Raw genomic sequence first — 20,996 nt, forward strand, 5'->3', positions numbered from 1 at the left:
CTCAGAAATAGGGGATGAAGGAAATTAGATATTCGTTCATCCACCTCAGATACTCGTTCATCCAGCTTTGAACTGGATTCATCCACCTCAGATACTCGTTCATCCAGCTTTGAACTGGATTCATCCACCTCAGATACTCGTTCATCCAGCTTTGAACTGGATTCATCCACCTCAGATACTCATTCATCCAGCTTTGAACTGGATTCATCTACCCCAAATACTCAAAATCTCCAATCTAGCCCTAATTACAAATTAGCCTGTCCCTAATCCCCAACGTCCAATTCTTATGCCAAACCCATCTAATAATTCATCATCCGCCTTCGCTATCCCAAAACCAACTGAATTTCACCTGGTGGAAAACACAAATGCCATCTTTCATCCTCAGACACAAAAAACATCTGAAGCAAATGATTGGTTTTATGGCACCGAGGAACTACTAGATGCCTTACCAAAACTCTGGACGCGCTCCCTATTGTATTTACTGGTAGGCTTTGCTGGAATCATCTTACCTTGGGCAATGCTTTCTAAAGTTGATGAAACAGGAAGTGCTAGAGGACGCATGGAACCTGAAGGAGCAACCCAAAAATTAGATAGTCCAGTTACTGGTAGTATTACTGCCGTCAATGTCAAAGAAGGCTCAACTGTAAAAGCAGGACAGATTTTAGTTCAATTAGAGTCTGATGTGCTGCGAACGGATTTGAAGCAAGTGCAGACAAAACTGGAAGGTTTATTGAATCGGCGATCGCAACTGGATCTCTTAAAAAACCAAATTATCTTGACTATTAACATCCAAGAGCAACAAAATAAATCCCAAGAATTGGAAAAACTTGCTCAAGTTAGTCAGGCACAACAGAATCTTGATGCTAAACAGAGTACCTATAACTCACAAAGACTAGAAAAATTGGCTTTAGTGCAACAAGCTAGCCAGAATATCAGTTCTACCCAAATTGCTCAAAAGTTAGCGAAGAGTCGTTTCAGCCGAGATGTCACAGAAGTTGCGCGTTATCGCCAGCTTTTGCGGCAAGGTGCAATTCCCCAAATCAAAGTTGTGGAATTAGAAAAGATTGCAGAAGAAAGTCAACGCTTACAGGAACAAGCAAAATCTGATATCACACAAGCACAGTTGCGCTTAAAAGAAGAACTTAACCGCTATCATTCGTTGATGAGTCAAGCCCTTTCAGATATTCAGCAGGCAAAACTTAGTCTGCAAGAACAGCAAAGCAGCTATCGCAGTGTGGTGCAAGCAGGTAGACTAGCGGTGCTGAAAAATCAGGAACAGCTTAAAGATTTACAAGGACAAATTACTAACCTGCAATCAGAAATTGCTCAAACAGGAAGCCAGATTACATCTTTACAGCTACAGATGCAACAACGAATAGTGCGATCGCCTATTGATGGCACAGTTTTCGAATTGCCTATCCACAAACCAGGATCTGTAGTAGAACCAGGACAGATGCTTGCCCAAATTGCGCCCAACAATACTCCTTTGATTCTCAAAGCGCAGATGCCTAGCCAACAAAGCGGTTTTTTAAAGGTAGGAATGCCAGTTAAAATCAAATTTGATGCTTATCCCTTCCAAGATTATGGGGTAGTGCAAGGCCGCGTTAGCTGGATTTCGCCTAACTCGAAAGTTCAAACCGCTAATCAAGGTAACATCGAAACCTATGAGTTGGAAATCTCCCTACTTCAGCCCTATATCCAAACTGCCAACAAACGTATCCCTCTAACACCAGGTCAAACTGCAAGTGCAGAGGTGATTATCCGCCAACGCCGGATCGTAGATTTTATTTTAGATCCGTTTAAGAAGTTACAACAAGGTGGTTTGGAGCTTTAGAAATTTGCCAACTTACAGCAATTTTCAGGTAATTAAACCGTAGCTTAGAGTATGAACAACAAGATCCCCGACTTCTTAAAAAAGTCGGGGTGAGCCTCATGGTTCAATTTCTATCAAGCATTACCAACTTGTATGTGAAAAATTATTTTATTTTGATTTTTAATTACTTGTATTTTTTACTGGTATTTATAATCTTAATGCAAAAATATTAATTTTATAAAAAGATTTTCACAATCGCACAAAATTAAATATTAAGGCTACTATTAGACAGAGGCAATAAATAATTAAATCTGAAAATTATAGTATAGATGTAATTAATATTGTCCGATTAATCCTGATAATATCCTAATGATTTAGGTTAGCCATTGGAGGAATTAAATGATGTCAAATGTATTGACTGTTTCTCCTGATGATATTCTTGACCACATAAAGCTTGCTTGCCAAATCCCTAATGTATTAGAGTCGATCGCAACCAGAAAAATTATTGAACAGGAAGCGAAAAAGGCAGGTATTCAAATTGGTTTAGAAGAACTGCAACGCGCAGCAGATAGCCTGCGTTTAGCCAACCAACTGCTCAAGGCAGAAGATACCTGGGCGTGGTTAGAAAAATATCATCTTTCTTTAGACGACTTTGAAGCAATAGCCGAAAACAACCTTCTCTCAGCCAAATTAGCAAATCATTTATTTGCAGACAAAGCTGAACAATTTTTTTATGCACACCAACTCGATTACATTGCAGCAGTCACTTATGAAGTTGTATTAGATGATGAAGATTTAGCGCTAGAACTATTTTATGCGCTGCAAGAAGGGGAAATTAGTTTTCAACAAATCGCCCGTCAATACATCCAAAATACCGAAATACGCCGGGCTGGAGGATATCAAGGAATACGTCTACGCACTGATTTTAGACCGGAGATTGCAGCAGCCATCTTTGCTGCTAATCCCCCACAAATTCTCAAGCCAATAACTACTCCCAAAGGAGTGCATATAATTGCAGTTGAGGAAATCATTAAACCTCAATTAGACGAACAAAGACGACTGAAAATCATTGGAGACTTGTTTACTAATTGGTTAAAGTCACAAACTGCTGCTATGGAAATAGTCACAAAGCTCACAAAGGATACTAGTTCTAAAGTATCTAAAGATGTTTTAATACAGGCTTAAGACCATTACCATCATTTGTGGTGGCTTTAGCGCTTTTCTGGTTGCAGCCAATCTCTTACGCAACGCAACCATGCCACTGTTCTAAGATAGGATTGCTACAAGTATTGACGTTAGGGGAGAGGTGACAGCTAATAGAGAATAATCTGTACCCAATCCCCTTTAAATATCAGTGTTTAATTTCCAAATTAAGTATGTAGCATCCTAACTGGACTTTTTCTGCCCACAATTCATATTCCAGACGCAAATGCTCTGGTAAAGGATGTCCATTGAGAGTTAGGCTACTAGTAAAATTTCGTAACCGAATAGGGTCGTTAGGTTGCAACGACTCAGTTGGCAACCAATAGCGACTAATACCATAAACGCCCTGTTCCCAAAAGTGACGGTAACTCACTTGAGCGTTACCTTGCATAGTCATGATGACTCGATAAGGGGAAATCTCTAGCCACAAAATTCTCGGACTGTTAGGGGCGTAAGCTTTGCTCTTACTTTGGGGAAGCGTATCCTCTGGACTTACGACACTCTCGACTTCACAGCTTATTAGGGGCGGTGCAGTTAGCAGCAAATGGAATCTATCAGTATCTTTTTGATACAATGTCGCAGCAGTTTCGACAACAGACCAGATTGGTAGGTCAGTAGAAATAAGTGATAAGCACACGGGCTTGCGGTGATGAGTCAGCATGGGAGCGATAAGGGCTAAAAGCTATTGAACAAAGTGAAATGAACACTCTAGCTGTCTAATAAATCAGGATAAGGAACTAAATAGTAAAACAGGCTTAATATTAATGAATCCGCTAATTTGTTATTAAGCTACATAAATCCGCATATAAACGGGTGTAATGTCAGCTTAGAAAGCAAAATCGGTACTTTTTCTAGAGACAGCTAATTCGTAAGCAAAGCTTGTAAATATTCTAAGGCTATAGCCTTAAAAGAGTGAGAGTCGTTTTGGATGCTAAGAAACCTTCTTGAGGGAGACTTCCCGTAGCTTGAAGTAAGTTTCATACAGCAAAAGGTGATAGGATACTGGCAATAAGTCACCAGCAGTAAAAAACAAAGTCTCTGCTGAACTCTCGATGTATTCAAAAGCCAGTTTATCCTAATATCGGCTTCTGTTATAACCCAGAGACGGAACTTCAAAATGTAGTATGTATTTATTTTACAAAAATACCTTAAATGTTTATCGAACGCATTAAGTATAAATACTTAATGCAGTCTGGATTTGAGGTTAACAAACAACATTGCAGCCATAGCTAACTACTCGAAATTTATCTAGAATCTATTACAAAAAATATTATTTAGGGAAAGTTAATATTCCTATACTTAAAGGTATTAATTTATCTATCAAAGACGGAATCGCACAGAAAAATCACTGATAAGGGTGAGATTACTGCAACAGAACGAATCTTTAACCACCCAAATCAACTTTCTGAAGGTCAGTCAATAAGCCGACTTTAGTTATAACAGACGAACCGACGGTTGCATTAGATAGCAAAATATCCCAAGAAGTGATGAATTTGCTATCAGAGTTGAACGAGCAGTGAATGAATATTGTGATAGTAACTCACAAACAAAATATTGCAGATCAAACAAAACAACTGATTTATGTCCAGGATGGTTTAATTGTCTCTTGATTACCCAGATATGAAATAACTAATCTAGATTTTTTGCAATTATTTTCTCTGCTCAACAGTCTTGTTACTTACTCATTGCTGTTAAGAATTTTTGGAACTTTGAAAAATTCGCCTTCCTGTTCAGGCGCACTGTTAAGAATACTTTCACGATTAGCATAGGGTTGCAATTCATCCTCTCGTGTGATATTGCTAACATCAATTGCCCGTGTTGTTGGGGGCACGTTACTGACATCCAGCTCATCCAACTGTTGAATATAATCCAGAATACTACCCAATTGGGTAGTAAATTGTTCCTCTTCTTCTGGAGTCAATTCTAAACGAGCCAGATTAGCTACTTTATGAACTTGTTCTTGGTCAATCATAAATTGTTATTTGTCATTGGTCATTTTTCATTTTTAATTGGTCATTAGTCCTTAGCAAGTGACAAAGAACTAATGACTAATGACTAAAAGAATACGTCAATCTGCGATCGCCCGGTGGTTTTCAACCAGTTTTGGGCTTCGATGTAGTTATTGGGAGCCATGCGAATAGCTCGAATCCAATAGTCTGCGGCTTGGTCAAAGAGTGCTTCGCCAGCCTCGTTATCTCCTGCTTCTTTTTCCTTTTCGCCTTGGTAGTGATAAATCACAGCGATATTGTTCAAGGCTTGGGGTAGGCGTGGGTTTAACTCAATTGCCTGGTGATACAGTTCTAAAGCTTTATTGTGGTCGCCGTTGCTGGCATAGATTAGCCCCATATTGTAGAGAATATAACCGCGATCGTTGGTATCTTCCTCTAGTGTTAGAGCTTCTTCATAGTATTCTAATGCTTCAGCATATTCCCCTTCTGCTTGGGCCGACATGCCATCTCGATAATAAACAAACGCTTCTTTAGCTTTTTTGTTAGTTGGCAGGATCTTCAAGATGATATCTGCCATCACTGTAAAGGATTTGTCAACAAAATTATCGTTTTTTTGTGTTCTTGGCATATTTGTCTCTGGGTATTACTAGGTATGGGGCATTGGGTATGGGACATTGGGCATTGGGCTAGGCACAAGAGGTAGAAGTGCAAAGGGGCAGAGAGGAAAAACTTACTGCAACTTCTCCTCTGCTCCCCTGCTCCCTGCTCCCTCATCTCCCTCATCTCCCTCATCTCCCAATCCCTTAGCACGCTCAATAGTTAATTTAACTGATTTGTGGGGGCGTTCTCCTCACTGAGTGGGATGATGCACTCTGGGCTATTATGCCGAGAGTTGTTTACCAAGGTGCTAACTGGATACGCAATCATTGCTGGCGCTGGATAGGGACGCAATAGCTGCTGTAGGGTTTGGGGCGTTTGGACTTGACAATCTAGCCATAAATCGTAATCTTTTGGCTCTAGAATCACTGGCATCCGGTCGTGGATAGGTTGAAGTAATTCGTTTGCTGCCGTTGTCAAAATTGTACAAGAGATTATTTCTTCGTTAGCAGGCGATCGCCATTTCTCCCATAAACCGGCAAAGCCGAAGGGTTGCCCATCTTCAAGACGAAAATAAAACGGCTGCTTTTTACTTTTACTTTGTTGACGTTGCCACTCATAAAAGCCATCAGCTAACACTAAACACCGACGATGTTTAAAAGCCGAACGAAAAGCTGGTTTTTCGGCAACAGTTTCTGCCCTAGCATTAATCAGCTTTGCTCCCATTCCTGCATCTTTTGCCCATGAGGGAATTAATCCCCAATGCAACTGCTGAAATTCACGCTTTTCGCTTTCGGGGTTTTGTAACACAGTTGCCACCATTTGGGTAGGCGCAATATTAAAATTGGCTGCTAAATCTGGAACTGGCTCGACATGGAAAACTTGGGCTAAAGCTTCTACTGACTGGTTTAGAGTAAATCTTCCACACATACTTTTATTCCCAACCACTAACTAAATTAAATATTTAAATCTAGAAATCAATAATATTTTTTTTATTTTTTCAGATAATTTTATCTAGTACTCAAAAGCTAAATTTTAAAAGAAATTATCCGGTTTTGAGAAAATATTTTGGTAAGATATTGTATTTTAAGCCTTCACTTATCAACATATTGATAGCTGTATTTTAGCATGGAACTACTGCGTTTGTACGATTTTTTACCTTCCGGTAATGGCTATAAGATACGTCTTTTATTCACACAACTAGGTATGCCTTTTGAAAGGGTAGAGCTTAATATTTTGAAAGGTGAGACTCGAACACCAGAATTTTTAAGTAAAAATCCTAACGGAAAGATACCTATTCTAGAAATTGAGCCAGGGCAATACTTAGCAGAATCAAATGCCATATTGGTATATCTGAGTGAAGGGACAGAATTTTTGCCTTATGACCGCTTTTTAAGAGCGCAAGTGCTGCAATGGTTATTTTTTGAACAGTATAGCCATGAACCTTTCATTGCTACATCAAGATTTTGGATTTCTATTTTAGGTAAAACTGAAGAATATAGTGAAGCTATTAAGGAAAAACGCGAACCAGGTTATGCAGCACTTAGCTTGATGGAAAAACATTTAACCTCTAACACTTTTTTTGTGGGAGAGCGTTACACAATTGCTGATATTGCATTGTTTGCTTATACTCATGTAGCTGACGAAGGTGGGTTTGATTTAACACCATTTTCTTCTATTCAAGCTTGGATAGAAAGAGTCAAAGCTCAACCAAGATATATCAGCATTACAGAAGTATAAAAAGTTGATGTTACAAATTTGTATCTCTCATTTATTGCCTCTGGTAGGGGTTATCTTGGCAAAGAGGTAAAGTTTTTCAAGAAGACATTACTCAGTATCAACTAAGTATCTGTATCAATTTCTATCAGCTTTTGCCGAGAGGATAAACCCGACTTGATTCTGATATCAGATTTGGCTACATCAAATTTCTTTGCTAGGAGTTTAATTAACTCTTCATTAGCCTTACCATCAACTGGAGGCGATTTTAAATATACAGTCAGACTACCATCAGGTTGTTCTTCAATTTTTTGCTGTTTTGAATTAGGTTTAACTTTGACTTTTTTTTGCATAACCCATTTTATATAATTGTCGCAGCCATAACCAACCTGCAATACAACCCAATGCGTAATGAGGAAAATCCCACCATACAAAAGTAGTACCAAGTAATAATTTACCTATCAAGGTGGCACGAATTTCATTTAATAGTGGCGGATGCCAAAGTTGTAAGAATTCTAGTATACAGGTTATGACAAAAACCCATATAGGAATTTGGGTTATCGCCGTTCGACTTCTGAAAAACCAAAATGCAAATAGACACCAAAATATTTCGTAAAGTATATCTCCACCGTAGTCATTAAACCACTGATGACCAGGCCCACTGTAAAACTTAGAAAAAAGGCCCATCGGTACAACGATGAGCATAGAAATAATAATAAATATTGTTTGTTTACGAGATTCGAGCATTTTATGAAGGCTAAAGACTAAGGAAAATTTTAGCCTCTACACTGCTCTTTCTTAAGAATTCCTAATTTTGTATTTTATTAATAGTACTTACATAAAACTACACGCTGTAGGGGAAATACCCTGCGGGTGACGCTCGTACCTCTTTACAAGACGCTGCGCGTAGCTTGCTTCCCCACAAGGGTATGCTACCGCTACGCTAACGCTACTTCCTTTATGCCGGAGAACCCATACACCGGAATGGCTCACCGCTTTGCGCCTACATGAATTCTCCTAAGAAGAACATCTTTCTTTTCGGCTATTGTTTGCATAAGTCTTGTTAGGGATATCTTCTGCTACCAGCGCCCACTACACCGATTTTGTGGCGATAGGAGAGTTCGGCACCGAACCAGCCGGAAGCGCTGGTCAGCGTACCAACAACGAGCGAAATTAATAGTCCCCAGGGAACTATTCGGGATTCAGCGTCGCCCCAACGTAGGAGGAAGTTGACGAGTGATAAAACTAGGATAGAAACGTTAAGGATCAAATGCACCCAACCGGCGGTGCGCTTGCGAACTCGTTCAATTTTTAAAAAGTCGCTTAGACCGATCGCAGCAGCGAGTAAACCTCCAGCTAATCCGAGTCCGATTAACCATAGCGAAGCCCTAGCCCAAAAGAAATCACTAGTTAACCAGTAGCCGATGTCACTTCCCAAGGCGGCGGCTAAAAAGGCGATGGGAAAGATCACACTCAGGGGATGTAGGGGATGTCCTGCGATCGCAACTGTGCTAGGTACGCCAGTATCCCGATATTCACTGTCATTACTTTCAATAACTGGTGGAATATTAGGAAAAGGTGTTGAACTTGTTTGCGTTGTTTCTGTACTTTCCATTATTTGGTATCCTCAATTAATTAGTTTTTAAGCAGAAGGGATTTGTTCAATATAAGCTTCAGCTTTTAGAGTTAGCTTGCCTACTTCTGCTCTTAGTTGCCTAACTTGTAGATTCATTCCCTCTAAATCAAAATTACTCAGATTCAAAATCTCGCTAGTTTCATCTATCAAAGCTTTTGTCAAATCTGGCGATATTTCTTCACTTTCCCCATACTCAACATTTTCTAGAGAAACTGTTTTCCCATTAGGGCTTATCTGAGGGATCGCAGAAAAAGCAACTTGCTGGTTTTCACCTGTCTCTACTAATTTTATACTGGCATTTAGTGCTATTTTTCCATAGCCAGGTAATCGAAACTCTACATTTTGTGGTTCAATAGCCGTCAATTGCCCGTTAACATGGATTTTTTGACTTTGCAGCTGCGATCGCACATATTCTGAGTTAAAGGCGCGATTGATATCAGCTTCGGTTAACACAACCTGGGCATTAGCTTCAGTAGGTTGGGTAAGTTCGATTTTTCCGAAAGCCACACTCAGAGGATTGATGGCAACGTCAGTCATTTGCATTTTTAATTCCTCCATACGGAGGTCTTTTTGCATTACTAAACCTTCGCCTTCAACGCTGACTGAATCTACCTGTCCCTGAACGAGTTTCAACGGGTCTGTTTTAATGTTTACATCTAAGTTTTCGGCTTCATCTAATTGGCTAGACAAGCCTATCTCTGCGGCTTTATTTAGCGCCTGCTCTCCTAATCCAGAACTTTCTGGCATTATTAAATTAACTCCTATAAATAGCTAAATAACATATCCTTGAATTAATTTAATAAATTAAGATCATATTTTTATCTATCTGGCGAGGTAATATATATTTAAATATTATCTATCTAGAAGTAGAAGGATATAATTTATAGTAATTTTAAACGATTTTTAATTTAGAAAATATTCATGTTTAATGGGTATAAGGTTTCCTCGTATTTGTAATCTTCTGTTAAAAATAGACGAAAAGAAGCACAAAACTTTCACCAATTAATATTGATTTATTTGGATATTGAGTAATTAAACCATTCTCACAACAAGCTAAAGCTTGCTAATTTTTACGATCAAACAACCATCCTACTAATTAAACACTATTATTAATATATTCTTTCGTCTTGGCTTTGAATTTTGCCGATTTGTCATTTTGAGAAATAATTTCAATTATAAAATTAAGTACTAAGTTAATAAATTTATCTTATTACTGATATAAACTCTTCTGGAAAGCGTCATTTATCGAAAAAATCAGCATCAAGCGAAGCAATCTGACAAGTCATCGCAAGCTTGATAGATATTTTCATTTTTAGGCTGAGATTCTCCCCTTTTACCTTCTCCTGCTCTGCGTTCTCTGTGTCTCTGCGGTTTGTTATAAAAAGAAGTCTATAAAAGATTCATAGGAACTAGACAAATAGCTTTTTTCCAGAGACGATGTAATGATATATCTCGCAAACAACTTTTAGCTTTTACATTCTCTCTCTAGATAAAAAATCTTTCTCTCGGTAGATAGGTGTACTGACTTTATTATGGCTGCTATGTTACCAATATGACGATAGTAAGACAAAACGCCCAAAATACAACCGTAAGTCCTTCAGTAAACACTCCAGAAACATTGGCAGAAAAGGTTATTGAAGCAGAGCGGATGCATGACGTTCTCCTTTTGCTGCAAAACTTAATTAACAGTGAAGAAGCCACTGTAAAACTAATTATGGATTGTCTCTATGATGTTGGTTCAGTCAATCTGATCAACCAAAAGCTTCGCATGAAGCCTTTAAACAGGGTAATGAAATTAATTGCCCGAATGTCCAAACCAGTTTTTAGAACTTTGGCTTTCAATTGGTTTAAGAAAAACTGTCCGCAACTGATTACTAATTGGCTACACACCCAGGTAACTTTTAGAAGTACCCAAAACATACCTCAACAAGTAGCTGTTGAAGTTGCAGAACTTCAACCATATCCCTTACCACCGGCAGAAAATCTCAGCCAAGAGATTAAAAATCTGCGTTCTCAGGTTAGATGGCTAGCTGGGATTTCAATAATAGCGATCGCTGTTTTAGCAATGACAGCAATTAAGTTAAACTGAAACCCATAATTAGCACCGTTATCAAATTTAATAGATCCAGTAAGCTATTTTAGGCGTAAGATGCACTTGAGTTCTAAAAACTCTAGTAGCCTAGAATGTGAATAATTTTTGATCCATAAGGCGTTTTGGAAAACAGTTGTCTGATTAACTCCAAGCACCTTAACTCTTTGTATTGCCAGCATATTAAAATAGCTGGTTCAGCATATATGCTAATTCGTACTATGACTTTGCCCAAACCTACCTTGGAGGATATCGAAATACATCTTCTCTTGGAAGGGGTATATCAATATTACGGCTATGACTTCCGCGATTATGCTCTTTCCTCACTCAAGCGCCGCATTCAAAGCTTCATGCAATTAGAGGGGCTAGCTAATATTTCTGCTTTGCAAGAGCGTTTACTCCACAACCGTGCTTATTTAGAACGATTTTTGCTTGCTCTGACGGTGAATGTAACATCAATGTTTCGCGATCCGAGCTTTTATAACACCTTCAGAAATCAAGTTGTCCCCTTCTTGCAAACCTATCCGTTTATTCGCATCTGGCACGCTGGATGTTCTACGGGTGAAGAAGTCTACTCAATGGCAATTCTACTACAAGAAGAAGGACTTTATCACCGTTGCCGGATATATGCAACTGATACTAATGAAAAGGTATTACAAAATGCTAGGAGTGGTATTTTTTCCCTAAAACTGATGCAGGAATATACTCATCTTTACCTGAAAGCAGGCGGCAAGAAGTCGTTTTCAGAATATTATACCGCAGCTTATGACAATGCTATTTTTCGCTCATCTCTCAGAGAAAATGTTGTGTTTGCCCAGCATAATTTAGCAACTGACAGTTCTTTTAATGAATTTAATGTTATTCTTTGTCGTAACGTCCTCATCTATTTCAATCAGGCACTTCAAAAGCGGGTACATCAACTATTTTATAATAGCCTCTGCACCTTTGGAATTTTGGGTTTAGGAAAACAAGAATCCATTAGGTTCACCTCTTATGAACAGCACTATGAAGAGATAGTCAAAGGTGAGAAACTATATAAGAAAATAGCTGGTGCTTAAAATTCAAGCTGTTTGAGCTACTAAAAATTTTGATCTTAGAATAAAGTTGCAATTCTGTCAAAAGACAGTCTGTAAAACATTTTTAATTGTGTTCAGAAGATACACTTAGCGATCGCTTAAGGTAAATTACACATTAAAGTCTTAAAGGAGATTGTCGATGCAGCTTCTCGAATGTCCTCCTGTTGCAGTCATTGCTGGAGAAAATGCGGTACACGTTTCTCAATTACCTTTTACATGGCAAGACATTGCTAGAGGAAACACGAGTGTCGGACTTTCCCATCCCCAAAGCTATGTTGAGATGGCACAGTTGTTCCTGTATAAATTACAGTATGGTGACGTTGACTTATTTAGCGATCGCCCCCAACTAGCTCACTTGATACCCTCATTCTCCCAGCTTTTTGCACAACTAGCATGGGAAACCCTAGAGTTTTTTGGGCAAGACTTTCTCAAAGACAGCTATCCAAACTTTGCAGAAATTCTCCGTGATGTGGAGTCAAAGGGGGCAGCTTATGCTGATGAAGTAAAAGTGGCTCACATTGGGATAGATTTATTCAATGAATTTGGTTATGAACTACCTGCCAGCTTCTATCATGTGCATCTAGCACCAATTTACCGCGATCATGTTTTTGAAGAACGCGCCTTAAGATTTGACCCTCGCGATATCGAACACAAACGTGCTTGGGATGCCATACTCCATGCAGGTAAGGTGTTTGCGATTCAGATGAAGGTGCAAAGTATTGCTTCTAAATACGGTTTTACTTATCAACACGGCTGTGGTTGCAACTCTCACCTATCTTCCATTGATGTATCTCGTGGGGCCTTTGAATATGAATTGAGTCCCGAAAAGCGCCAGCGATGGATTCGCAGTTTTATTTGGACTGCTTGGTATGAGTATGCCTTTTTTGCGATCGTGCCAAATACGAGTTATTTAGTGTAAAGAAAAATAAGTAGAGGGAGAAATTTCTCCCTCATTCTTATTTACTGCCAAACGTAGATGAGAATAAACAAAATAATCCAGATAACATCGACAAAGTGCCAAAACAGTGAAGTTGCATTCACACCGAAGTGGCCTGTGTCGTAGTTGCCAGGGATGAAAGAACGTACCAAAATTATTGACTGTAACAGAATGCCGGTGAAAACGTGCAAACCGTGGAAACCTGTTAGCAGGTAAAACGTTCCGCCAAATACCCCTGTGGTGAAGCCAAAATTGAGGCCGTTCCATTCAATCGCTTGCCCAACCAAAAAGTAAGTACCCATCGCCATTGTTGTCAAGAGATACAGGCGAAATTTTACTAAGTCATGGCGTTGCAGGGCGCGTTCTGCTAAGTAAATTACAAAGCTACTAGCGACAAGAATTATTGTGTTGATTGTCGGTTCTTTTACTTCTAAGCCAGAAACACCAGCTGGTAGCCAGTTAGGGGTTGTTGTTTTGTAGATGGCATATCCGGCGAAAAAACTCAAGAAAATGACGCTTTCTGAGAGGAGGAAGACGATGAAGCCAAACATTTTGTTGCCTTCTTCGTCGTGGGTATGTTCTGCGGCTGTGTGGTGCAATTCTTGGGAATCGATATAACTGTCCATTTTGGTTTTTGAGGGGGAGTTTGAAACGCAAAGGTACGCGGAGGGAAGCGCAGAGGGACGCGGAGAGTTTTTGCGTCTTCCCGATAGTTTGTGTTTATTCTGGGAGGTTGGATGTTAAGGGTTCTGATTTGCCGTAGCCGTAGGGTTCGGAGATAATGATGGGGATTTCTTCAAAGTTTTCTACTGGGGGGGGTGAAGAAACTAACCACTCTAGTCCGATTGCTCTCCAAGGATTAGCGGGTGCTTTCTCGCCTTGCATCCAAGAAATCACCATGTTGAATATGAAGGGCAAGGTGGACATTCCTAAGAGAAATCCGCCCAAGCTAGCGATGATATTCCAGAATTGATACTCTGGGGCGTAGGAAGCAACTCGGCGTAACATCCCTTGCAATCCTAATGGGTGCATGGGCAAAAAGTTGAGGTTTGTGCCGATGAATGCTAACCAGAAGTGGATTTTACCCCAGCTTTCGGAGTACATCCGCCCAGTCATTTTGGGGAACCAGTGATAGATGGCTGCATACAAGCCCATTGTCACAGTGCCGTAGAGGACATAGTGGAAATGTCCCACCACAAAGTAAGTATTGTTAACGTGGACATTGACTGGCACTGAGGAAAGCATGATGCCTGTGATGCCAGCGAAGACAAACATGACTAATGCACCCAAGGCAAACAGCATGGCGGTATTTAGCCGCATTTTACCGCCCCAAATAGTTGCTACCCAAGCAAATACTTTAATTCCTGTGGGGACAGATACAAACATTGTTGTCATCATGAAAAGCAACCGCATCCAGCCGGGTGTACCACTGACATACATGTGGTGTACCCAAACGATACCGCTAACTACTGCAATCAGCATTGATGAAACAGCAACTACTTTGTAACCAAATAAGGGTTTACGTGAATAAACTGGGAAGATTTCTGAGAAAATCCCGAAGATGGGCAAAATAATCACGTAAACGGCGGGGTGAGAGTAGAACCAGAAATAATGCTGGAACATCACTGGATTTCCACCCTTAGCGGGGTCGAAAAAGGCAGTACCAGCTGTGAGGTCGAGTAGCAGCATCACTGCACCAGCTGTCAATGCAGGTAATCCGAATAGTTGGATAATCTGGGCGCTAAATACTGCCCAGACAAACAAGGGCATTTTGAAGAAACCCATTCCTGGGGCCCGCATCTTCACGATTGTGGTGACAAAGTTAACTGCCCCCATAATTGAGGATACGCCAGATATTGCCACCGCTAAGAGCCAGAGAACTTGACCATTAATCAAGTTACCTGTGGGATTCTGGAGACTGACTGGCGGATAAGACCACCAACCGGATTGGGCAGAACCTCCAGGGACAAAGAAGCTAGCCATCATGATAATTCCGACTACTGGCACCATCCAAAAGGCGACGGCGTTGAGGCGGGGAAATGCCATATCTCGCGCCCCAATCATCAGGGGTACTAAATAGTTGGCAAAACCAACGAGTGAGGGAAATGTCCACAAAAACAGCATCACAGTGCCGTGCATGGTGAACATACCGTTGTAGATGGTGCGATCGACTAAATCTGATTCGGGTGTCATCAGTTCTCCCCGCATCACCATCGCAAAGATACCGCCGACGAGAAAGAAGAAAAATGAAGTAACGAGATACTGAATACCAATTACCTTGTGGTCGGTACTAAAACTGAAGTATTCTTTCCAATTAGTTGGAGATTCGTGGTTATGCTTCTCATCAGGGAGAAGAATACCTTCAATAGGAACATTAGTCATGGTTACTTTCCTTTCAACCAGGTGAATTGACTAGAGGAGGTGCAGCAGGTGGAACTGTAACCCAACCAGTTTGGACTGATTGATTAGATGTTTGGGCATACTCAGAAGCTGCTTGATTAGTTGCTACAGATGGCTTTTGGGTTGCAGCTTGTGCTAGCCATTGCTGATAATCTTCAGGAGATTCGACAACTACATTCGCTTGCATCGTTGCAAAGTATGTGCCGCTATATTGGGAATCGGTCAATCGGTATTTGCCGGGACGGATGGGAGTAAATTCAAAATCGATCGCGTGGTTGGGAATAATATCCTGCTTGAGGCGAAATGCAGGTATATAAAAGCCGTGGAGAACGTCTTGTGATTTCAGCGCTAAACGTATCCGGCGATCGCTAGGTAAATGCAATTCGGTACTGGTAATATCTCTTTCGGGGTAATGAAAAACCCACGCCCACTGTTTAGCTAGTACGTCGATTTTTTCTACAGGTTCCGCTAAAGCGTTAGCTGGGGCATCTTTTGCTTCTGCATAAGCCGATTCCATTCCCAATGGATTATGCAGGTGAACAATTTCCGATGGGCCTTGAATCCCCATTTGTTCGTAGACTTGATAGCTGTAACCCGCAATCCACAACACTAACAGAATTGGAATTGCTGTCCAGACAACTTCTAAGGTGATATTACCTTCAATTGGAGGGCCGTCGGTGAAGTCATCTTTGATTGCCCGATGGAAGATCACAGAATACATTAAAGTACTTGTGACTCCCAAAAAGATGAAGGAACCGAGGGTTACTAAGAAGCTAATCAAATCATCAATTAGTAGGGATTCGGCTGCTGCTTGGGGGGGAAGCCAGGAGTAAGCCTGCTGACCGATCCAGAGACTCGTAATAGTCACTGCGATCGCGCCTGTAAGCAGCGTCAAAATATTTAAAATCTTCTGGATTTTCATGGTCATTAGTCATTGGTCATTGGTCACTTGTACTGAGCGAAGTCGAAGTATTAGTCATTGGTCATTGATAATTGGTCATTAGTAACTTTAAACAAATGACAAAGGACAATTGACAAATGACTATTTGAGTATTGTGTTGAGGTCTTGGTGCGATCGCAGCAAATTATCTGCTGTATTGTGTACGCCAAACTCGGCAGCCATTTGCGCCCCTAGTGTCCCGTGGAGGTACAGAATGAACATGATTGCTATGCCTGCCAACAGATAGATCCATTGCACTTCTCTATCTGTCTGTTTATATTCTTGTTTGGCCCAAACGAAGCGCTGCCATCCTCTCCAGATGGTCAAGACAACAATCAGCGCTAATAAGAACACACCACCCACTCCATGCCAAAGCATAGTTTCCATTGCCTGCAATCCCCAGGCGCTTTTCATATCAGCTGGTGGTGTTGCCAACAGCATTTCATAAAAGCCTGCTGCTACTGTGAAAAATGTGATGATGCTGGCAGCTAGCATGTTGTACCAACCAACATCAAATAAGTTCTGACGTTCCACAGTAATTGCTAAAAATTTGAAGACCCATTTTTCAAAGGGGAACAGAACACCGACAATATCAAAGGTCATCCCAATGATGAACAAACCTATTGTCAGATGGACTAAGTTGGGATGAATGGGAATTGTGTAAGGTAATCCGTTTGCGCCTAGAGAGCCGCTCAATTGATCAATTAATTCTGAGTTCATCGCAACAGACCATCCTTTACTGCTTCCACAACTGGCACTGTATGCAATCCATACACCCAAACAAGTTCATCTCCGAGATATACTTGCAAGCCAACTATTAGGGTTAAAACTAGTCCGGCTCCCAAATAATAAATTGGTATTTTTTGCGGATTGCGGGAACGAATTACATAGCGCCAAGCTGTAATCGCTGTGATGATTCCCGAAAGCGACCAACCAATCAGTGTATGCAAATTTAGTACCGATTTAGCTAGGCTGTAAGGCTGTGCTAACCCTGCTTCAAACTGACCAAAAATGATCGCTACGAAGATGGCGATCGTGGCAACTAACATGTTCCACCAACTCACCTCAAAAAGACTGGATTTACCAGTAAAATAGCCAACTACATCGCAGAAAAAGGAAAACAACACCATCGCAATTACGAAGTGGACAACGATGGGATGAATCGTATCTGGATAAGGCAAATTGTGGTCGTTCAATGATGTAAAATACTCAAGCATTGTCTTCTCCTGAACATATCTACCGCACTGTGGTCAAACAATTTTGGATTTTGGATTGCCAATTTTGGATTTCGACAGCGCAGTGTTAACGAATAATGGAGCGTCTTTTAGATTTATTCCGCTCCTGATTGGGTATACACCAGAAGACCCTAATCCAAAATCTAAAATCCAAAATCTAAAATCGCTAGTCAAACTTCCATGATTGATAGATACTTACTAATATCACCACAAGTATCCATCGATAATTGACCGGAATATGTTCAATATGTGCGCGGTGCAATATGCTTAATCATGTCTTAGCTTTTTGCAGCTAAATCTAGTGAGCTTGCCGACAGAGAATAATTTTGATTGTGATTAATTTCCTCATGCCAATAGTCTGCAACAGCAACTCTTGATGGAGCTAAACTAAATTGCTGCTGTTTGTTGATTTGCTTAACCTATCCTTTAGCTTAAGTAAATTTTTATGAATTGTCAAAACAATAATAATTAAAATTTTAAAAGTTCGTTGTTTAGCAAAAAAGTATTTTTATAATGTAGCGGTTCTGGCATTGACAAATATTTTAAAAACCCTAAATGTTAATATTTTTCTGTTAAGTATTTCACAATGAGAAAATCTTTAATTGTAATGTTGATGACAAAAATATATAATTTTGATTAGTTGGTATAAATACGAATCAAGGTAAGTTAGTATCTGTGGTGTTACGGGAGAAAGCTGAAAGGATTTTATGAGCCATAAAGTCACACTAAAATTGAAACCTGCATTCTACAAGTGTGAGGACGAAACAAGTGTCGTTTAAAATTGTGGTGATTGGCACTTCTTTAGGCGGATTGTCAGCATTAAAAATTATTCTAGGGAAGTTACCAGCAGACTTCATAGTGCCGATCGCGATCGTGCAACACCGTCACAAGGAATCTAACACCACACTCCAGGAATTATTGCAAGAATCTACTTCACTGCCGATTCGAGAAGTGGAAGACAAAGACGAAATCTTGCCAGGACATATCTATCTAGCTCCAGCAGATTATCACTTACTGGTTGAACCAGGTCACTTTGCTCTTTCGACTGATGAGCCAGTTTCTTATGCCAGACCATCTATTGATGTGTTGTTTGAGTCAGCAGCCGATGTCTACACTGAGCAAGTTATTGGTGTAATATTGACAGGAGCAAATCAAGATGGTATGCAAGGTCTTAAGAAAATAAAAGCGCGGGGAGGAATAACCATCGTACAGGAACCTACTACAGCTGAGAGCGATATTATGCCAGAAGCAGCAATTTCTGCTGTTACAGTAGACTGGATTTTGACACTCTCAAACATAGCTTCCCAAATGGTCAAGCTCTGTCACTCATCACGGAAATAAACCCATGCAGATGGAACCCAAAGTAAACATCCTCCTAGTGGATGACAAACTAGAAAATTTGCTAGCACTAGAAGCAATCCTGGAAAAACTGGGAGAGAATTTGGTGAGAGCTACTTCTGGAGAAGAAGCTTTGAGGTGTCTGCTACATCAAGACTTTGCAGTAATTTTGCTAGATGTGCAAATGCCAGGGATGGATGGCTTTGAAACTGCTACCTTGATTCGCAATCGGGGGCGATCGCGTCATACTCCAATTATCTTTCTTACTGCCTTTAGCACCAGCGACCAAATGCTGTTTAAAGGCTATGCCTTGGGTGCAGTTGATTATTTACTCAAACCATTAGACCCCAATATTTTGACTTCTAAAGTCACAGTATTCGTAGAACTATTTAAGAAAACAGAAGCTGTCAAGCAACAAGCTGCACAACTGGTAGCCATGAATGCGGAACTCAGGCAAAGTGAAGAACGATTGCGATCGCTAAGTACCTGTTCACCCGTTGGCATTTTTGAAATTGATACTGAAGGAGGATGTAGATATACTAATCCTCGCTATCAAATAATTTGTGGTCTGAAAGCGGTAGAGAGTTTAGAAAAAAGCTGGCTAGAATCTGTTCATCCAGAAGATAGAGAACGAGCAGTTGCTAGTTGGTCTGCTTATATTTATGAGGGTCGTGACTACTCTGAAGAGTTTCGCTTTCAAACTGCTCAAGGCATCATTCGTTGGGTTCAGGTTCGCTCATCACCAATGCTTTCTGGTCAAGGGGAACTGCTGGGATATGTAGGCACTCTCGAAGATATTACTGAACGCAAGCAAGCAGAAGAAGTCCGCGCTCAAGTAATTAGAGAACAGACCGCAAGGCAAGAAGCAGAAGCCGCAAATCGAATGAAAGATGAGTTTCTTGCCGTTCTCTCCCATGAACTTCGTACACCCCTCACCTCGATGCTGGGTTGGTCAAAAATTCTCCGCTCTAAGAAACTTGACGACAAAGCCACTTCCCGCGCCCTAGAAGCCATTGAACGCAATGCTATATCGCAGATGCAACTAATTGAGGACATTTTAGATGTATCTCGGATTATCCGTGGACAATTGCGATTAAATGTCTCTGCGGTGAATCTCATCTCAGTCATGGAGGCAGCTTTAGAAGCAGTGCGTCCCCTAGCAGAGCCAAAAGAGATTCAATTAAACACTGTCTTAGATACTTCAGTAGGTTCAGTTTATGGCGATCCAGCGCGGTTACAACAAATAATATGGAATCTCCTAACTAATGCCATTAAGTTTACCCCCAAGGGCGGCAGGGTAGAAGTGAATCTGTCAATAGTCTGTGGTGAAGAACAACAAATAACTCAAAAATATGCCCAAATTCAAGTTATTGATACGGGCATAGGCATCAGTTCTGAGTTCTTACCGAAAGTATTTGAGCGTTTCCGGCAAGCAGACAGCACCACAACGCGATCGCACAATGGACTAGGACTAGGGTTAGCGATCGTCCGCCATTTAGTGGAACTACATAAAGGTACAATATTTGCCCAAAGCCCAGGCAGTGGACAGGGAGCAACCTTTACTGTGAGACTACCACTGCTACAAGACAATAGGGCGAATAGGGAAAATAGAGAAGCCACGGAAGAAATTTCTTCCTCAGTGGCATCGACACCGCTTGCTGGATTAAAAGTTTTAGTTGTAGATGACGAAGCAGATACCCGTAACTTGCTCAGTTTTATGTTTGAGGAGTATGGAGCGATCGCCACTGCGGTAGCATCAGTTGATGAAGCATTAGCAGTACTTGAGCAAGCAAAAGCAGATATCCTGATTAGCGACATCGGTATGTCGGAACAGGATGGTTATACACTAATTCGAAAACTGCGCTCTTTAGAACCAGAAAAAGGTGGATGTATGCCAGCGATCGCTTTAACTGCATATACGCGGGAAGAAGATCGTTTAGAAGCGCTTTCAGCAGGGTTTCAGCAGTATTTATCTAAGCCGATAGACCCCACTAAATTGATTGCTATGGTTGCCAGTGTATTAAAACTACCTGTTCAAGTTCCAGTAAGTTGATTTTGAACTGGGCA

At 40.6% G+C, this 20,996-nt stretch carries 22 protein-coding genes; 8 read left to right on the forward strand and 14 right to left on the reverse strand.

Going from position 1 to position 20,996, the window contains the following annotated elements:
* Window position 1: 1 nt before the first annotated feature.
* Entirely contained in the window at window positions 2–208 is a 207-nt protein-coding gene (locus FD724_RS26990; RefSeq protein WP_179074730.1) for a hypothetical protein, read from the reverse strand.
* A 78-nt stretch (window positions 209–286) separates the two neighbouring features.
* On the opposite strand from FD724_RS26990, the gene FD724_RS26995 reads away from it, so the two are divergent.
* On the forward strand, window positions 287–1,834 hold the full coding sequence (locus FD724_RS26995; protein ID WP_179074731.1) for an HlyD family efflux transporter periplasmic adaptor subunit: 1,548 nt from the start codon (window positions 287–289) through the stop codon (window positions 1,832–1,834).
* A gap of 381 nt (window positions 1,835–2,215) precedes the next feature.
* Window positions 2,216–2,998, forward strand: coding sequence for a peptidylprolyl isomerase (locus tag FD724_RS27000; RefSeq protein ID WP_114082221.1), 783 nt, complete (start codon window positions 2,216–2,218; stop codon window positions 2,996–2,998).
* A gap of 166 nt (window positions 2,999–3,164) precedes the next feature.
* Here the strand turns inward: FD724_RS27000 and FD724_RS27005 are convergent, their stop codons facing one another.
* From FD724_RS27005 to FD724_RS27020, 4 genes are all read right to left on the reverse strand, one after another.
* Window positions 3,165–3,677 carry a hypothetical protein gene (locus FD724_RS27005; RefSeq protein WP_012409900.1) on the reverse strand — a complete coding sequence of 171 codons (513 nt, stop codon included), beginning with the start codon at window positions 3,675–3,677 and terminating at the stop codon, window positions 3,165–3,167.
* 1,017 nt (window positions 3,678–4,694) lie between these two features.
* On the reverse strand, window positions 4,695–4,988 hold the full coding sequence (gene gatC, locus FD724_RS27010; protein ID WP_012409901.1) for an Asp-tRNA(Asn)/Glu-tRNA(Gln) amidotransferase subunit GatC: 294 nt from the start codon (window positions 4,986–4,988) through the stop codon (window positions 4,695–4,697).
* An 83-nt stretch (window positions 4,989–5,071) separates the two neighbouring features.
* Window positions 5,072–5,593 carry a photosystem I assembly protein Ycf3 gene (locus tag FD724_RS27015; RefSeq protein ID WP_012409902.1) on the reverse strand — a complete coding sequence of 174 codons (522 nt, stop codon included), beginning with the start codon at window positions 5,591–5,593 and terminating at the stop codon, window positions 5,072–5,074.
* Between the two features lie 191 nt (window positions 5,594–5,784).
* On the reverse strand, window positions 5,785–6,492 hold the full coding sequence (locus FD724_RS27020) for an SOS response-associated peptidase (RefSeq protein WP_179074732.1): 708 nt from the start codon (window positions 6,490–6,492) through the stop codon (window positions 5,785–5,787).
* Window positions 6,493–6,690: 198 nt separating this feature from the next.
* Between FD724_RS27020 and FD724_RS27025 the strand changes: the two genes are divergently transcribed.
* Window positions 6,691–7,302 carry a glutathione S-transferase family protein gene (locus tag FD724_RS27025; RefSeq protein ID WP_179074733.1) on the forward strand — a complete coding sequence of 204 codons (612 nt, stop codon included), beginning with the start codon at window positions 6,691–6,693 and terminating at the stop codon, window positions 7,300–7,302.
* Window positions 7,303–7,403: 101 nt separating this feature from the next.
* On the opposite strand, the gene FD724_RS27030 is transcribed toward FD724_RS27025, so the two are convergent.
* From FD724_RS27030 to FD724_RS27045, 4 genes are all read right to left on the reverse strand, one after another.
* A complete protein-coding gene (locus FD724_RS27030; protein ID WP_174712024.1) occupies window positions 7,404–7,631 on the reverse strand; it encodes a DUF167 domain-containing protein in 228 nt (75 codons plus the stop codon).
* Entirely contained in the window at window positions 7,609–8,025 is a 417-nt protein-coding gene (locus FD724_RS27035; RefSeq protein WP_179074734.1) for a DUF2809 domain-containing protein, read from the reverse strand. The genes FD724_RS27030 and FD724_RS27035 overlap by 23 nt, the downstream gene beginning before the upstream one ends.
* 316 nt (window positions 8,026–8,341) lie before the next feature.
* A complete protein-coding gene (locus FD724_RS27040; protein WP_114082214.1) occupies window positions 8,342–8,893 on the reverse strand; it encodes a DUF2231 domain-containing protein in 552 nt (183 codons plus the stop codon).
* A 27-nt stretch (window positions 8,894–8,920) separates the two neighbouring features.
* Complete coding sequence (locus FD724_RS27045; RefSeq protein WP_179074735.1) at window positions 8,921–9,661, reverse strand: DUF2993 domain-containing protein; 741 nt, start codon at window positions 9,659–9,661, stop codon at window positions 8,921–8,923.
* A gap of 805 nt (window positions 9,662–10,466) precedes the next feature.
* Between FD724_RS27045 and FD724_RS27050 the strand changes: the two genes are divergently transcribed.
* The 3 genes from FD724_RS27050 to FD724_RS27060 all read left to right on the forward strand — a co-directional run bounded on the left by FD724_RS27050 (window position 10,467) and on the right by FD724_RS27060 (window position 12,998).
* Entirely contained in the window at window positions 10,467–11,003 is a 537-nt protein-coding gene (locus FD724_RS27050) for a hypothetical protein (RefSeq protein ID WP_114082212.1), read from the forward strand.
* Window positions 11,004–11,224: 221 nt separating this feature from the next.
* On the forward strand, window positions 11,225–12,061 hold the full coding sequence (locus FD724_RS27055; RefSeq protein WP_114082211.1) for a protein-glutamate O-methyltransferase CheR: 837 nt from the start codon (window positions 11,225–11,227) through the stop codon (window positions 12,059–12,061).
* 157 nt (window positions 12,062–12,218) lie between these two features.
* Window positions 12,219–12,998 (forward strand): hypothetical protein, encoded by a 780-nt coding sequence (locus FD724_RS27060; protein WP_179074736.1) that lies wholly within the window; start codon window positions 12,219–12,221, stop codon window positions 12,996–12,998.
* A 41-nt stretch (window positions 12,999–13,039) separates the two neighbouring features.
* Here the strand turns inward: FD724_RS27060 and FD724_RS27065 are convergent, their stop codons facing one another.
* From FD724_RS27065 to FD724_RS27085, 5 genes are all read right to left on the reverse strand, one after another.
* On the reverse strand, window positions 13,040–13,642 hold the full coding sequence (locus FD724_RS27065; RefSeq protein ID WP_179074737.1) for a heme-copper oxidase subunit III: 603 nt from the start codon (window positions 13,640–13,642) through the stop codon (window positions 13,040–13,042).
* 94 nt (window positions 13,643–13,736) lie between these two features.
* Window positions 13,737–15,398 carry a cytochrome c oxidase subunit I gene (gene ctaD, locus FD724_RS27070; RefSeq protein ID WP_179074738.1) on the reverse strand — a complete coding sequence of 554 codons (1,662 nt, stop codon included), beginning with the start codon at window positions 15,396–15,398 and terminating at the stop codon, window positions 13,737–13,739.
* A 13-nt stretch (window positions 15,399–15,411) separates the two neighbouring features.
* Window positions 15,412–16,338, reverse strand: a complete 927-nt coding sequence (locus FD724_RS27075) for a cytochrome c oxidase subunit II (protein WP_179075639.1) — start codon at window positions 16,336–16,338, stop codon at window positions 15,412–15,414.
* A gap of 120 nt (window positions 16,339–16,458) precedes the next feature.
* Entirely contained in the window at window positions 16,459–17,076 is a 618-nt protein-coding gene (locus FD724_RS27080; RefSeq protein WP_179074739.1) for a DUF2231 domain-containing protein, read from the reverse strand.
* Window positions 17,073–17,573, reverse strand: coding sequence for a DUF2231 domain-containing protein (locus FD724_RS27085; RefSeq protein ID WP_114082205.1), 501 nt, complete (start codon window positions 17,571–17,573; stop codon window positions 17,073–17,075). Before FD724_RS27085 ends, FD724_RS27080 begins: the two co-directional genes overlap by 4 nt.
* A 786-nt stretch (window positions 17,574–18,359) precedes the next feature.
* Here FD724_RS27085 and FD724_RS27090 point away from each other — a divergent pair.
* Both FD724_RS27090 and FD724_RS27095 read left to right on the forward strand, forming a co-directional pair.
* Window positions 18,360–18,932, forward strand: a complete 573-nt coding sequence (locus tag FD724_RS27090; RefSeq protein ID WP_114082204.1) for a chemotaxis protein CheB — start codon at window positions 18,360–18,362, stop codon at window positions 18,930–18,932.
* Window positions 18,933–18,936: 4 nt separating this feature from the next.
* Window positions 18,937–20,982 carry a response regulator gene (locus FD724_RS27095; RefSeq protein ID WP_179074740.1) on the forward strand — a complete coding sequence of 682 codons (2,046 nt, stop codon included), beginning with the start codon at window positions 18,937–18,939 and terminating at the stop codon, window positions 20,980–20,982.
* The last annotated feature ends 14 nt before the right edge of the window (window positions 20,983–20,996 follow it).

It is taken from the genome of Nostoc sp. C057, assembly GCF_013393925.1.
In the GTDB taxonomy this organism is placed as follows: Bacteria; Cyanobacteriota; Cyanobacteriia; order Cyanobacteriales; family Nostocaceae; genus Nostoc; species Nostoc muscorum_A.